Origin of the sequence: Caldalkalibacillus thermarum (genome assembly GCF_014644735.1) — a bacterium.
Lineage (GTDB): Bacteria > Bacillota > Bacilli > Caldalkalibacillales > Caldalkalibacillaceae > Caldalkalibacillus > Caldalkalibacillus thermarum.
Map to the genome: position 1 here is coordinate 1 of NZ_BMKZ01000003.1, position 14,307 is coordinate 14,307.

Annotated in this window: 11 protein-coding genes; all 11 read left to right on the forward strand. The window is 47.7% G+C overall.

Going from position 1 to position 14,307, the window contains the following annotated elements; all coding sequences use genetic code 11:
* The first annotated feature begins 300 nt into the window (after positions 1–300).
* The 11 genes from aceB to IEW48_RS01815 all read left to right on the forward strand — a co-directional run bounded on the left by aceB (position 301) and on the right by IEW48_RS01815 (position 14,298).
* The gene (gene aceB, locus IEW48_RS01765) at positions 301–1,908 is read left to right on the forward strand and encodes a malate synthase A (protein WP_188622333.1); all 1,608 of its coding nucleotides are present in this window, start codon (positions 301–303) and stop codon (positions 1,906–1,908) included.
* Positions 1,909–2,038: 130 nt separating this feature from the next.
* Positions 2,039–2,743 (forward strand): FadR/GntR family transcriptional regulator, encoded by a 705-nt coding sequence (locus tag IEW48_RS01770; RefSeq protein ID WP_188622334.1) that lies wholly within the window; start codon positions 2,039–2,041, stop codon positions 2,741–2,743.
* 24 nt (positions 2,744–2,767) lie between these two features.
* Positions 2,768–4,072 (forward strand): FAD-binding oxidoreductase, encoded by a 1,305-nt coding sequence (locus tag IEW48_RS01775; RefSeq protein WP_007505559.1) that lies wholly within the window; start codon positions 2,768–2,770, stop codon positions 4,070–4,072.
* The gene (locus tag IEW48_RS01780; RefSeq protein ID WP_188622335.1) at positions 4,073–5,437 is read left to right on the forward strand and encodes a (Fe-S)-binding protein; all 1,365 of its coding nucleotides are present in this window, start codon (positions 4,073–4,075) and stop codon (positions 5,435–5,437) included.
* A gap of 29 nt (positions 5,438–5,466) precedes the next feature.
* Positions 5,467–6,912 carry an FAD-linked oxidase C-terminal domain-containing protein gene (locus IEW48_RS01785; protein ID WP_188622336.1) on the forward strand — a complete coding sequence of 482 codons (1,446 nt, stop codon included), beginning with the start codon at positions 5,467–5,469 and terminating at the stop codon, positions 6,910–6,912.
* A gap of 155 nt (positions 6,913–7,067) precedes the next feature.
* Entirely contained in the window at positions 7,068–8,876 is a 1,809-nt protein-coding gene (locus tag IEW48_RS01790) for an L-lactate permease (RefSeq protein ID WP_188622337.1), read from the forward strand.
* Positions 8,877–9,080: 204 nt separating this feature from the next.
* Complete coding sequence (locus IEW48_RS01795) at positions 9,081–10,829, forward strand: ABC transporter transmembrane domain-containing protein (RefSeq protein ID WP_188622338.1); 1,749 nt, start codon at positions 9,081–9,083, stop codon at positions 10,827–10,829.
* Positions 10,830–10,832: 3 nt separating this feature from the next.
* Complete coding sequence (locus IEW48_RS01800) at positions 10,833–12,644, forward strand: ABC transporter ATP-binding protein (RefSeq protein ID WP_188622339.1); 1,812 nt, start codon at positions 10,833–10,835, stop codon at positions 12,642–12,644.
* Between the two features lie 138 nt (positions 12,645–12,782).
* Positions 12,783–12,992 carry a DUF1657 domain-containing protein gene (locus IEW48_RS01805; protein ID WP_007505553.1) on the forward strand — a complete coding sequence of 70 codons (210 nt, stop codon included), beginning with the start codon at positions 12,783–12,785 and terminating at the stop codon, positions 12,990–12,992.
* 201 nt (positions 12,993–13,193) lie between these two features.
* Positions 13,194–13,400: a DUF1657 domain-containing protein gene (locus tag IEW48_RS01810; RefSeq protein WP_188622340.1), complete on the forward strand. Its 207-nt coding sequence runs from the start codon at positions 13,194–13,196 to the stop codon at positions 13,398–13,400.
* Positions 13,401–13,437: 37 nt separating this feature from the next.
* Positions 13,438–14,298: a DUF421 domain-containing protein gene (locus IEW48_RS01815; RefSeq protein WP_188622341.1), complete on the forward strand. Its 861-nt coding sequence runs from the start codon at positions 13,438–13,440 to the stop codon at positions 14,296–14,298.
* Positions 14,299–14,307: the final 9 nt, after the last annotated feature.

Below are 14,307 nucleotides of genomic sequence, written 5' to 3' on the forward strand. Positions count from 1 at the left end.
TTGTTGGCTTTCTAGTCAACTGAACCGTGGGACACACGGGGATCGCTTGGTCAATAAACGGCTGGTAGGCTGTTGTTCCCAAGAATCCCCCACCTCTAAGCGAAGCGTAGGTGGTGGGAGTGTTCAATATAGGGACTTTGGTACCCTTAAAAAGGGTTCGTTTCAGAAAATTGCTTATAACAGAAAATTAATGTTTGACAAAACTAAGCCAACTTTACTACAATTAAAGTAGCTTTCAGATATCACATATCAGACAACTGTTCATCACAAATAGAACTTGGAAAGGAAGGGATTTTCAATATGGCGACACAAGCGTACCACAATATTGAAGGTGTGCAAATCAATGCACCGGTGACACCTGCCTATGCTGAAATTTTAACTCCGGAAGCACTCAAATTCATGGCCAAGCTGGTGAGAGCCTTTGCGGACAGACGCGATGAACTGTTAAAAAGGAGGGTAGAGAGACAAAAGGAATTTAATGCCGGACGTTTACCAGACTTTTTGAAAGAAACGGAGCATATTCGCAATGGTGATTGGACCATTGCTCCTTTGCCCGAAGACCTGCAAGACCGGCGAGTAGAGATTACAGGGCCGGCCGGGGTGCGAAAAATGGTCGTCAACGCCCTCAATTCAGGGGCTAAAACCTTCATGGCTGACTTTGAAGATGCCAATTCCCCCACCTGGGATAATACCATTCAGGGCCAAATCAACCTGCGTGACGCCATTCGCCGCCAAATTGACTTTACCACACCGGAGGGAAAAGAATACAAGTTAAAGGATAAGGTGGCCACTCTGATCGTACGGCCCCGTGGCTGGCATCTGGATGAAAAACATGTCCTGGTAGACGGAAAGCCTGTTCCGGGTGGCATTTTTGATTTTGCGTTGTATTTCTTCCACAATGCCAAGACGTTGATTGAACAAGGGTCTGGCCCGTACTTCTATTTGCCCAAAATGGAAAGCCATCTGGAGGCCAGATTGTGGAATGACATCTTTGTCATGGCTCAGGAGGAACTTGGCATCCCCCGTGGAACCATCAAGGCCACAGTCCTGATTGAGACCATCCTGGCCGCTTTTGAAATGGATGAGATTTTGTATGAATTACGGGAACATTCTGCAGGGCTGAATTGCGGCCGCTGGGACTATATCTTCAGTTACATCAAAGTGTTGCGCAATCATCCTGATGTGATTTTGCCGGACCGCAACTCTGTCACCATGACCGTTCCTTTTATGCGGGCTTACACCTTGCTGACCATCAAAACATGCCATAAGCGCAAGGCGCCTGCCATTGGCGGCATGGCCGCCCAAATTCCGGTCAAGGATGATCCGCAAGCGAACGAGGAAGCTTTTGCCAAAGTTCGGGCGGATAAAGAGAGAGAGGCAAAGGACGGTCATGATGGAACGTGGGTCGCTCATCCGGCACTGGTGCCTGTGGCTATGGAAGTATTTGACAAATATTTGCCTACTCCCAACCAGATTCACAGACAGCGTGACGATGTGCAGGTCACAGCCAGTGATCTCTTAGCCGTGCCGGAAGGAAAGATTACCGAAGCGGGCCTGCGCAACAATATCAGTGTTGGCATTCAATATTTGGAAGCCTGGCTCAACGGTTCAGGTGCTGTTCCTATCTTTAATCTGATGGAAGATGCAGCTACGGCAGAGATTGCCCGTACCCAGGTTTGGCAGTGGATCCATCATCCCAAGGGAGTGCTGGATGACGGACGTAAAGTAACCGTGGAACTGGTTAATCAACTGGTAGATGAAGAACTGCAAAAAATTAAAGAGATGGTGGGCGAAGAACGGTTTAAAACAGGCAAATATGACCTGGCCGTGGAATTGTTCACCAAGATGGCTACTGCTGAAGAACTGGTCGACTTCTTAACCTTGCCGTGCTATGAGTATCTTGACTAGCTTGCATTCATCTAGAGAGGGAACACTTTTCCCAATCCAAGGGTATGAGTGTTCCCTCTTTCAAACCATGAACTGTTATATATCAGTTTTCAACCGTGACTAACCATTGCTCTAGAGGGGAGGGGTGTTAATGGACTTGGAAAAGATATCGCCTAAAAAAATTTCGGAGCGGGTGGCTGAACAGCTGGAGCAATGGATTGTCTCCCAACACTTAAAACCGGGTGATAAACTCCCCTCGGTCCGCCAATTATGCGCTATGTTTGATGTGGGACGCTCCGCGGTAAGGGATGCGATTACCACATTAAAAGGTAAAGGCATATTGGAAGTGAGACAAGGAGAAGGAGCTTTCATACGCTCCTTTGATACAGGACAGCTGTTTGAGCAATTATTTATTTTGGAAAAACAGGATCTGATAGATGTATTTAATGTGCGTAAAATATTGGAAGCTGGCAGTGCTGAACTGGCCGCCATAAGCCGTACTGAGTCCCATCTTCAACAGATGGAAACAGCTCTGGAGGAGATGGAATATTCCGATTCCTTAGAAGATTGGGAAGCGGATTATGCCTTTCATATGGCTATTGCTGAAGCAACATGCAACAAAGTGATTATTCGTCTCATGGAGACGCTGTCAGTCCTGTTGAAAAAAGCCATTATCAATTGCCACCGCATGGCGCTCCATTCCGAAACAGTGTCCACATCTATCAGAAAACAACATGCGGCCATCTATACCGCCATCAAAGCTCAGCATGAGGAACAGGCCAGGACAGCCATGCTAGACCATTTATGTTATGTGGAAGCCATATTGAACCAAGCGCAGGACCGGTATTCCAGGTAATTACAAATCACGGGGGTGAGCGATATGCTGGCCGAGCTTAGACAACAAACAGGAGTCAAACATATTGAAGCAAATGAGCCAAGGTCTGATCCCTTTGGCAATTGGGCCCCATATACGGCATATCCCCAAAACGAGGGCGAAGTGTCTCGTATTTTAAGTTATGCCAGCCAAAAAGGGCTCAAAATTATTCCCGTTGGCGGAGGAACAAAGCGGGGGTTTGGCGGAACGGAGCCCAAGGCAGATGTATTACTTAGTTTATCCCATTTGAAAGGAATAGTGGAGCATTCTCCAGGTGATATGATTGCGACAATCAAACCTGGAACCACCATTGCTGAACTAAAAGCGAAGCTGGCTGAGCACGGGCAGATGCTGCCCCTTGACCCCTACTGGCCTGATGAGGCAACTATCGGGGGGGTTATTGCAGCCAATGACAGCGGACCCAAGCGTCTTAAATACGGTTCAGCCCGGGATCATGTGATTGGTTTGCGCATTGTCTATCCGGACGGCCGTATCATTAGAAGTGGAGGCAAGGTGGTCAAAAATGTAGCCGGCTACGACATGAACAAGCTCTTTATCGGTTCTATGGGTACTTTGGGTGTGCTGACGGAAATCACTGTTAAATTGCGCCCTCTGCCCCAAGATGAAAGGTTGGTGCTGCTTTCCTTTGCAGAGGACAAGTTGGCCAACGTTCGTCAATTTGCGCTTCGGCTTTTAGATTCTGTTTTGGAGCCAGTCACCTTAGAGTTGCTTAATCCTGCTATAAACAAGCGTTTAACGGACCACGAAGGATACGGATTAGCCATCACCTTTGAAGACAGGGAAAAGGCGGTGAATTACCAGGAACAATGGATCAAAACCAACATTCCCCAGGGAACTTGTGTAGAGGTCTTGTCCAGGGACAAGACCAGAGAATGGTGGAACCGTTTCGCCATGCTGCCACCTAATCCCAATCATCAATGCGGACAACATGAAATCGCACTTAAGATTGGCAGTCAGAACATGGATGTGCTCCCCATTATTGAGGAGTGTCAGCGTTTGGCGCTTCAACACGGGATTGTCCTGGAAGCCCACGGAGGGCTGGGTCATGGATTGTCCGCAGTGTACATCAGACATGATGCGAGACAGGTTGAAACGCTGGTTCGCGGGCTCCGCTCTTTCGTAGAGCAGAGAAACGGCTATGTTGTGATTCGGCATGCTCCGCTCTCCTTTAGGCAAAAGGTGAGTGTCTGGGGTGAAAAGCCAGCGTATTTTCCGTTACTGGAGGGCATCCGTAAAACGATTGATTCCCAACTCATCCTAAACCATAAACGTTTTGTAGGAGGGTTATAAATGAGTATTTCCGAACAGCGTCTAGAGGGAATACACAGTCAAGCACCTCCGTGCCATTCGGCAAGCAATTATTTGTGGGAGGATCCCCCTGATGAAGATAAATTCTCAGTCTGTGTGCACTGCGGCATGTGTTTGGAGGCCTGTCCCACCTATTTGCAAACCGGTCAGGAACACCAGTCACCGCGGGGAAGGGTTCACTTAATTAAGGCGGTAGCCCAGGGAAAACTGGAAGTGAATGAAGCGTTTGAGGATCCGGTCTTTACTTGCCTCGATTGCCGGGCCTGTGAAACGGCTTGTCCGGCCGGGGTTCAAGTTGGGGCTTTAATTGAGCAGGCAAGAGGCCAAGTCCGCCAAGCTATGCCTTTGAAAGGTTGGAAAGGTTGGCTAAACCGCTTGTTCCTCAGGGGCATCTTTCCTTATTCGTCCAGGCTCTATTTGTTAGGCCAGCTCTTGAAATTCTACCAGAAGAGCGGCTTGCAGCATGTGGTGCGTAAGCTGGGCTTGCTTAAAATATTACCTGCACATCTTGAGGAGATGGAAAAAGTTCTCCCTCCTGCTGGAAAGCCTGTTCTGAAAACTTATCCTACCGTCGTTCCGGCCCAAGGACCCACCAAACAGCGCGTCGGACTTTTGACAGGTTGTGTCATGGATGTCGTGTTCAGTGATATCAATGAGGCGACTATTCGTGTGCTCACCCGCAATGGTTATGAAGTTGTGTTGCCCAAAGAACAAAAATGCTGTGGGGCGCTGCAGATTCATGCCGGAGACCGGGAGACGGGAAAAAAATTGGCCCGTCAGAATATTGATGCATTTTTGTCGGCTGGTGTCGATAAAATTGTCGTCAATGCTGCTGGATGCGGGTGCGCGTTAAAAGAGTATGCTGAATTGTTGCGTAACGATAAAGAGTATAAAACAAAGGCCCAAGTTTTTGTTGAAAAGGTGGAAGATATCTCCAAGTTTTTACATGATAACGGATATGAAAAACCTACAGGGGAATTCAATCTGCGCGTGACCTACCATGATGCTTGCCATCTGGCCCATGGTCAAGGGATTCGCTTTGAACCGCGCAAATTACTACAAAGCATTCCAGGCGTTGAAGTGGTGGAAATGACCAACGCTGATACATGCTGCGGCAGTGCCGGTATTTATAACTTGACTCATCCGGATATGGCTGGAAAAATCTTAACAGAAAAAATGAAGCACGTTCCTCAGGATGTAGAACTGATTACAATGGGCAATCCCGGCTGTATGTTGCAGATGGCCATGGGTGTGTTGCGTGAGGGCCGCAACCAGCGTGTGGTCCATACGGTGGAAGTATTAGACTGGGCTTATCAACAGAGCAGCGCGCGGCAGGATTCTGGTTAACAATACGCTGCCAAGGAGGCGTAGAAGACATGTTGTTTAAAAAGAAACAACGGATTTCTGCCAAGGATCCCATTATTCCTGCCCTGCAGGCTATTGTGGGTGAAGAGGATGTTTTATACCGCTATGAAGACCTGGTTGCTTATGAATGCGACGGTTACACCATTCACAAGGGAATCCCCCGGGCTGTTGTTTTTCCAGAGTCAACGGAAGAAGTTTCGGCTGTGGTTAAGTACCTCCATCAACAACAGATTCCCTTCATCCCCAGGGGAGCAGGAACGGGACTTAGCGGCGGGGCTATTCCTCAAAACAATGAAGTGATCATTAGCCTGGTGCGCATGAAAAAGTTGTTAGAAGTGGATTTTTACAACCGCTATGCCGTGGTTGAACCCGGATTTGTGAATTTAAAATTAACCAATGCGATAGCGGATAAAGGTTATTACTATGCGCCAGACCCCTCCAGTCAATATGTGTGCACCATTGGAGGCAATGTGGCTGAAAATGCGGGCGGAGCCCATTGTTTGAAATACGGTGTGACCACTAACCATATTCTTGGCATGGAAGCGGTTTTAGCCAATGGGGAGATTGTTGAACTCGGTGGTGTTCCTGATGTGCCGGGCTACGATTTGATGGGCCTCATCACCGGTTCGGAAGGAACCTTGGCCATTGTGACCAAAATTAAGGTGCGCATCTTGAAAACTCCCCAGGAAAAGAAGACGGTGATGGCCTATTTTGACAAGGTGCAAGATGCTTCCCAAGCTGTTTCCGATATTATTGCGGCTGGAATTGTGACGGCTGCCTTGGAAATGATGGATAAAGTGGCCATTGAAGGGGTTGAAGCGGCCAATTTTCCTGTGGGGCACCCCCGGGACATTGAAGCGGTCTTGCTCTTGGCCGTGGACGGCCTTGCTGCAGGAATTGATGATCAAATTGCTGAAGTGGTGGAGGTGTGCCAAAAGCGGAATGTCAGGGAAGTGAAGGTGGCCCAAACGGTTGAAGAGGCCCAGAGATGGTGGGCCAACCGTAAAACGGCCTTCGGGGCTATGGGGGCCATTTCACCAGATTACCTGGTGCAGGATGGTGTGATCCCCCGCAGCCGCTTGCCCGAAGTTTTGGCCCGTATTGGCGAAATCAGTGAACGCTCGGGGCTGCGCATCGCCAATGTGTTCCATGCGGGGGACGGCAACTTGCATCCCTTGATCCTGTTTGACTCCCGCAAGCCCGGGGAGACAGACCTGGCTGTCAAAGTGGGTTCAGAAGTGCTCAAAGTATGCGCAGATGTGGGGGGATCCATCACTGGAGAACACGGTGTAGGCATTGAGAAAAAAGAAGAAATGCGCTTTGTGTTCACCGATGAAGAGATCGAAGCCCAATTGCAGATCAGGGATGTGTTTAACCCCCAGCAATTGCTTAATCCCGACAAATTGTTTCCCACTCCCAGCCGGTGTGCAGAAGTGAAGCAGGCGGCCCACAAGTAAACGTATAGCGAGCACTAAAGAAAAATGATTCGATTAGTATTCAAAGAAAAGGCATTTACCATCTGGTTCAGCTTTTTTTTGGGAGTATATATCTGAAATTTGTCTATAAAATAATTATTGATAATTTTTAATAATAAAGAATGGAGGGATAAAGCGTGAATACAGGCCTGTTAGCGCTTTTATCCTTGTTGCCGATTGTAACCGTATTGGTTTTTCTGGTCCTGTTAAAGTGGCCGGCCAGTAAAGCGATGCCTATTTCTTACATTGTGGTTGTTTTGCTGGCCCTGTTTGTCTGGAAAGTTCCCGGTGCACAAGTGGCAGCAGCTACCGTTAACGGTCTCATTGTTACAGGAACATTGTTGTATATTATTTTTGGTGCGATCCTGCTGTTAAATACGCTGAAGGAAAGTGGAGGACTGAGCACCATCCGCCAAGGGTTTACTGACATAACTCCCGACCGCCGCATTCAAGTCATTATCATTGCCTGGTTATTTGGTTCGTTTATTGAAGGAGCGGCGGGATTTGGTACGCCAGCAGCTGTGGCTGTCCCCTTGATGGTAGGCTTGGGTTTTCCGGCAATGGCGGCCGTGGTGGCCGGGATGATCATTCAGTCCACACCAGTTTCGTTTGGGGCTGTTGGCACGCCTATTTTGGTAGGTGTAAATACGGGACTTGGCGGTGGAATGGATGAAACAGTCAGCTCTTATGTGGCCCAGTTAGGGTATGCAGATTGGAATCTGTTTCTCAATATGGTTGGCGCCAAAGTGGCTGTGTTGCATGCCTTGGTAGGTACGCTGGTGCCACTCATTCTGGTTGCGTTTATGACCCGTTTCTTTGGCAAAAACAAGTCCTTTGGAGAAGGACTGAAAGTATGGAAGTTTGCTCTGTTTGCTGCTTTGGCCATGACGGTTCCATATCTCATTGTGGCCAATGTATTGGGGCCCGAATTTCCGTCCATGTTAGGGGGACTCATTGGTTTGGCCATTGTTGTAACCGCTGCCAAAAAAGGATTTTTAATGCCTCCTCAAGAAGAGGTTTGGGATTTTGACAAAAAAGAAAACTGGGATCCGGAATGGATCGGCCGCATTACCTTAGAAGATGTGGGACATCCGCAAGGCAAGATGAACATGCTTAAGGCCTGGTCTCCCTATATCCTGGTCGGCTTGTTGCTGGTTTTGACACGGTTAAAAGCATTGCCTTTTGAAGCATGGTTAAAATCGTGGACAGTGACCTTTCCCAATATTTTTGGGACAGAGATCACAGCCAGCTTTCAGCCTTTGTTTTTACCAGGAACCATCTTCATTGTTGTTTCCTTCATCACATTCTTTATTCACCAGATGGATGTAGCGGCTTACAGGCGTGCCTGGGCAAGTTCAGGCAAAACCATGATTGCGGCGTCTACAGCACTGATTTTTACCGTTCCCATGGTACAAGTGTTCATTAATACGCAGGGAGGAGCAGCAGGCTTCGAACGGATGCCCATTGCCCTCGCCGATGGTGTAGCAGCCCTTGTTGGCTCAGCCTGGCCCTTAGCGGGTGCCTTTATCGGCGGCTTGGGTGCCTTTGTGGCGGGCAGTAACACGGTTAGCAACATGATGTTCTCCCTATTCCAGTTCGGGGTAGGGGAGCGTATTGGGGTAGACCCCACTTGGATCGTCGCTTTACAAGCTGTTGGCGGTGCAGCAGGAAATATGATTTGTGTCCACAACGTTGTTGCCGCTTCTGCTGTAGCAGGGCTTGTCGGTCGGGAAGGAACTGTAATCCGTATGACAATGCTGCCGTTTATCTATTATGCTCTGACCGCAGGGAGTATTGTCTATCTGATCGTCTGGTATGGTGAAAAAGGACTGTTCAATATTGGCACCTTCATTTTGCTGGGTATTGTTGCTGCTGCCATTTATATCATCAGCGCTAATCATAAACGCTCCACTTCTCATAAGGATGACAAGCATGCGGCCTTATAAGCACATCCCGTTTGTCCGCTCTGCCACATGGCAGGGCGTTTATTTTTTACAAAAATAAATGGGCAAATGATTCTGACAAACGATACCCCCTTTACAATTTAGTCAGTTAACGATATAATCTTTCTGCATTTCAAAATTTTGGTTTGATAACGGCCTGTGTTCACCATGGCTGATGATGACACACATAGACAGAGGATGATTACGATGGGTATTTTTAAAGATTTAATGTGGTTTTTTAATCAAGAAAAAAAAAGCTACCTGCTCGGTATTTGTTGTTTAGTGCTGGTTTCCCTGTTAACCTTGTTGCCACCGTATGTGGTTGGGTTAGTTGTGGATAGAATAGCTGAAGGGACACTGACGCCAGCTGAATTGTGGCGCTGGCTGGGCATTTTGTTAGCCTCTGGTGTGGTGGTGTATGCGCTCCGGTTTGCCTGGCGGGTTTTGATTTTTGGCGCCGCTTTAAGGTTGGGACGCCTTTTGCGTAACCGCTTGTATCATCACTTTACCCTGATGAGCCCAGAATTTTACCAGCAACGGCGCATTGGGGATTTGATGGCCCATTCCACAAACGATGTGCAGGCGATTGAAGCCACGGCCGGTGAAGGGGTGCTGACCCTCGTTGACTCTCTGACATTGGGCGGGTTAGTGATCGTCATGATGTTTACCACCCTTCATGCTCCCCTGACCTTGATCGTGCTAATCCCCATGCCGATCATGGCTTGGGCCACCAGCTACTATGGCAAACTGTTGCATCAGCGTTTCCATCTTGCTCAAGCTGCTTTTTCAGACATGAATGACAAAGTGCAGGAGAACATCTCCGGCATGAGGGTGATTAAAGCTTTCGGACAAGAAGAAGCAGAAAAGGCTGCCTTTAAACGACAAACGGATGATGTGGTAAACAAAAACATTGCCGTGTCCCGCATAGATGCGCTGTTTGATCCCACCATCTCCCTGATCGTGGGAGTCTCATTTTTCTTGGCCATTGCTTTTGGCTCATGGTTTATTGTCAGGGGAGAAATGACAGTGGGACAATTGACCACCTTCACCATGTACCTGGGCATGCTGATTTGGCCCATGCTAGCCTTTGGTTGGTTGTTTAACATTGTGGAAAGAGGGCGTGCCTCCTATGATCGTGTGAGCAGTCTGTTAAGTATTCAACCTGCGGTTAAGGATGTAAAAGGAGCACTCAAGCACAAGCCGCAAGGGGACATCCAATATGATATTGACGCTTTCTTCTATCCTGGCCAGCAGCGACCGGCCTTACAAAATATCCGTATCCGCATCAGACAGGGGCATACTTTGGGGGTGATCGGCAAAACAGGGGCCGGTAAAACTACGCTTGTCCGCCTGCTCTTGCGTGAGTTTGACTGTACTGCAGGAGACATACAGATTGGAGGAGTGTCCATTTACCGGTACAGCTTGGATGCTCTGCGGCAAAGCATTGGCTATGTTCCCCAAGATCATTTTCTGTTTTCGGCTACCATTAGGGAAAATATTGCTTTTGGCCGCCCTCAAGCCGCGATGGAAGAGATCGAAGAGGTGGCTCGCATTGCCTGTATACATGATGATATTCTTCACTTTGATCAGGGTTATGAAACGGTTGTGGGGGAAAGGGGAGTCACCTTGTCGGGAGGACAGAAACAGCGCCTCGCCATTGCCAGGGCACTGTTGATGGATCCTGAGATCCTTATTTTGGACGATGCTTTGTCAGCAGTGGATGCCCAGACAGAAGAGACGATCCTGAAAGCGCTTAAAGAATACCGGCGAAATAAAACAACCCTTATTGCTTCCCATCGCTTAAGCAGCGTGGAGCATGCCGAGGAAATCGTTGTGTTGAGTGAAGGCCAAATTGTAGAGCGAGGGACTCACCAGGAGTTGATGGAGCTTGGCGGCTGGTACCGGATGATGTATGACCATCAGCAACTGGAATCCCTTGTTGAAAAAGGGGGATGAGCGGTGAGTCAAGGTTGTGCTTCAAACCGGGAGCAATCACCAATAGAAAAAGTAAGCAGAAAACGTGTTTTTCTTCGCTTGTTGAGCTATACCCGTCCCCATAGGAAGGGCCTGTGTATCGCCTTGATGGTTTTGCTCCTGGCCACAGGAGCTGACCTGATCGGGCCCATTCTGGTGAAAACGTTTATTGATGATTATCTGGCCCCGGGGGTTTTTGACTGGCAGGCCATCAGTTTGTTGGCCGGATTGTATGTTGTCTTACATTTGGCCTCAGTGGCTTTAATGTATTATCAATTGTTTTCGTTCCAAAAAATTGCCCAGTACATTATTCAGAAGCTCAGAATGGATCTATTTAGCAAGGTGCAGCATTTGGGATTAAGTTTCTTTGACCGTACACCGGCAGGAACCCTTGTCTCGCGGATCACCAATGATACAGAGGCAATTAAAGAGTTGTATATTAGTGTTTTGGCTGTCTTCATCCAAAGCACGGTTTTCCTGTTGGGCATTTTTGTGGCTATGTTTTATTTGGATACCCGTTTAGCCTTGTTTTGCCTCACGCTGTTACCCTTTATCATTGGCGTCATGTATGCTTACCGCCGTTTAAGCTCTCATGCCTATCACTTAACCCGGCAAAAGCTGAGCTTGCTGAATGCCAAGTTAAATGAATCGCTGCAAGGCATGGGCATAATCCAGGCTTTCCGTCAACAACAGCGTTTGCGGGATGAATATCGCCGTATTACTGATGAGCATTATCAAGCCCATTTAAAAACAGTCCGCTTTAATGGCCTGTTGCTCAGGCCGGCCACTGACTTCATCTATCTGCTTGCCATTGTGTTAATACTCAGTTATTTTGGGCGCCAATCTTTTACAAGCGGAGTCGAAATTGGCGTGGTTTGGGCTTTTGTCACTTATTTGGACCGTTTTTTTGAACCTGTGAACATGATGATGATGCGTTTAGCCCAATTGCAGCAAGCACTGGTAGCTGGTGAGCGGGTCTTTGGGCTTTTAGACGAGGCTGAGCTGGCCCCTTCTCAGCAAGGCTCAGGCAACCCCGTTATCTCAGCCGGTCATATTGAATTCAGGAACGTCACCTTTAGTTATGACGGTAAAGTGGATGTGCTTAAAAACATCTCTTTCGAGGCCAAGCCGGGTCAGACGGTTGCCCTTGTCGGGCATACGGGGAGCGGAAAAAGCTCCATTGTAAATCTCTTGCTCCGTTTTTATCCGCTTAAACAAGGACAAATTTTGATTGACGGTGTCCCGCTTGAACAGTATAAGGATGAAGAATTAAGGAAAAAAATCGGCTTGGTTTTGCAAGATCCGTTTCTGTTCGTGGGAGATATCCGCTCCAACATCACCTTGAACGATCCTTCGTTTTCAGATGAAGATGTAAAGGCAGCAGCAAAATTGGTGCAAGCCGACACCTTTATTGAAAAGTTGCCCCGTCAGTACTCAGAAACAGTAGGAGAGCGGGGAGCTACGTTTTCCAGCGGGCAGCGCCAACTGATTTCCTTTGCCCGGACGATGATTAGAAATCCCAAAATTTTGGTGTTGGACGAAGCTACGGCCAGTGTGGATACGGAGACGGAAGAAGCGATACAGAAGGCATTGGCCAACATGCGCAAAGGGCGAACCACAATCGCCATCGCTCACCGGCTGTCCACCATTCAAGATGCTGATTTGATCTTAGTCTTGCATCAAGGTGAAATCATCGAAAGGGGAACACATCAGGAACTATTGGCCCAAAAAGGGCTTTATCACAAGATGTACTTGTTGCAGCATGGTTTAAATGACAAGCTGCCTGTACAGAAATAATATTTTACTTAATGAAGATGATTGAGTGGGTATCGAGCGGTAGGGAGAGGTTGCTCTAAGGGGCAATCTCTTTTTTTTCCATTCATAAAACAGATTGAGAGGGACAACTTAATTAACGGAGAAAGGAGTGAGAAGAGCGTGACAGTACAAACCCAATTGCAACAGGCTATTTCTTCAGCCAAAAGCGTTGAGGCCAGTTTGGAACAATTTGCTTTGGAAACCCAAAACCAGCAAGCGAAGCAGTTGTTCCAACAATTGGCCCAGCAACAAAAAAATATCGTGACCCAACTTGAGGGGCGTTACCAACAAGTGTTGGATGAAGAACCCCAATTTAAACAACAAAATTAACTTGACAACCAAACTAAGGAACCCAAGATGAACATCTTGGGTTTCCGTACCCTATATGCCTTTGGTCTTGGTTGTTTTTTGAGGGAAGCATTTCTTCCCCATGGGAAGCAACAGTTAAAGCTTACATAAGCCAACAGCGGTGTGTTTTTCGCTATCCGACCCTGTGGAAAAGGATCTAACGTAAGTGTAGGAGGGATCATTGTGACCGTAGCTTCAAAGTTAAAACAAACCATTGCCTCCTTAAAAGGGGCACAAGCGACCATGGAGACATATGCCACCCACCATCCTGACCAACGGGTTAAAGAAACTTTCAAAATATGCGGGCAGCAAGCGGAACAAATCATCGCCCAACTGGACCAACGCTTAAAGGAAATGGAATTTGAAGAGCCGCAATACAGGGGGTTTTAATGGAGCAGGTATTGAGGAGAAAGGGTGAATATGGAATATGCAGGAATGGTTAATCATTATTTTAAGGACGGCGGGGCTGTTCGCACTCCTTCTGCTTGCCGTGCCGCTCTTGGGACGCAAACCTGTCTCAGGCATGACTTGGTTTGACTATATTGTGGGTTTGGTGACAGCGGTCATGATCGCCCTGGTCGCTTTGAATGTTGTTCAAAATCTGGCTTATGGCTTGATTGGCTTGTTCATTTGGTTTCTCGCTGTGTTACTGGTTCAGTACTTGGTGCAAAAGTCCAAATGGGCCCATGACCATTTCTATGGCAAGGAAATTGAGGTGATTAAAAACGGCAAAGTGTTGGAAGAAAATCTGCAGTCGGCCAGAATGACGGGGGAAGAGCTGTTATCCCAGCTCAGGCGTAAAAACATTTTCCAAGTGTCCGATGTTGAATTTGCTGTCATGGAGGCCAACGGAGATATCACGGCTTTGCTGAAGCGGGAAAAACAACCGCTTACTCCCATGGACATGCGCTTAAACGTCAGTCAGGCCCGGGAGCCGCAAACCGTGATTTTAGATGGAAAAATAATGGATGAGCCCCTGACTAGCCTAGGTTTAAATCGTGAATGGTTATTTACCGAGTTGAAAAAAATAGGAGTAAATCCCGAAAATGTGTTTATTGGCCAGGTGGATTCAATGGGGGAACTGTATCTCGATCTGTTTGATGATGCCATTCAGCTTCCGCAACCCAAGGCAAAAGCTTTGTTACTGGCTACATTGAAAAAGGTGGAAGCCGATCTGTTAAGCCATGCATTGGAGACTCAAAATCAGGAATGGCGGCGGAAATACCAGCGGTTTGCCAAGGAGATTAAAAAGATAACGGAACAATTAGAGCCTCATCTTACAACCTAGGAGTGAAGT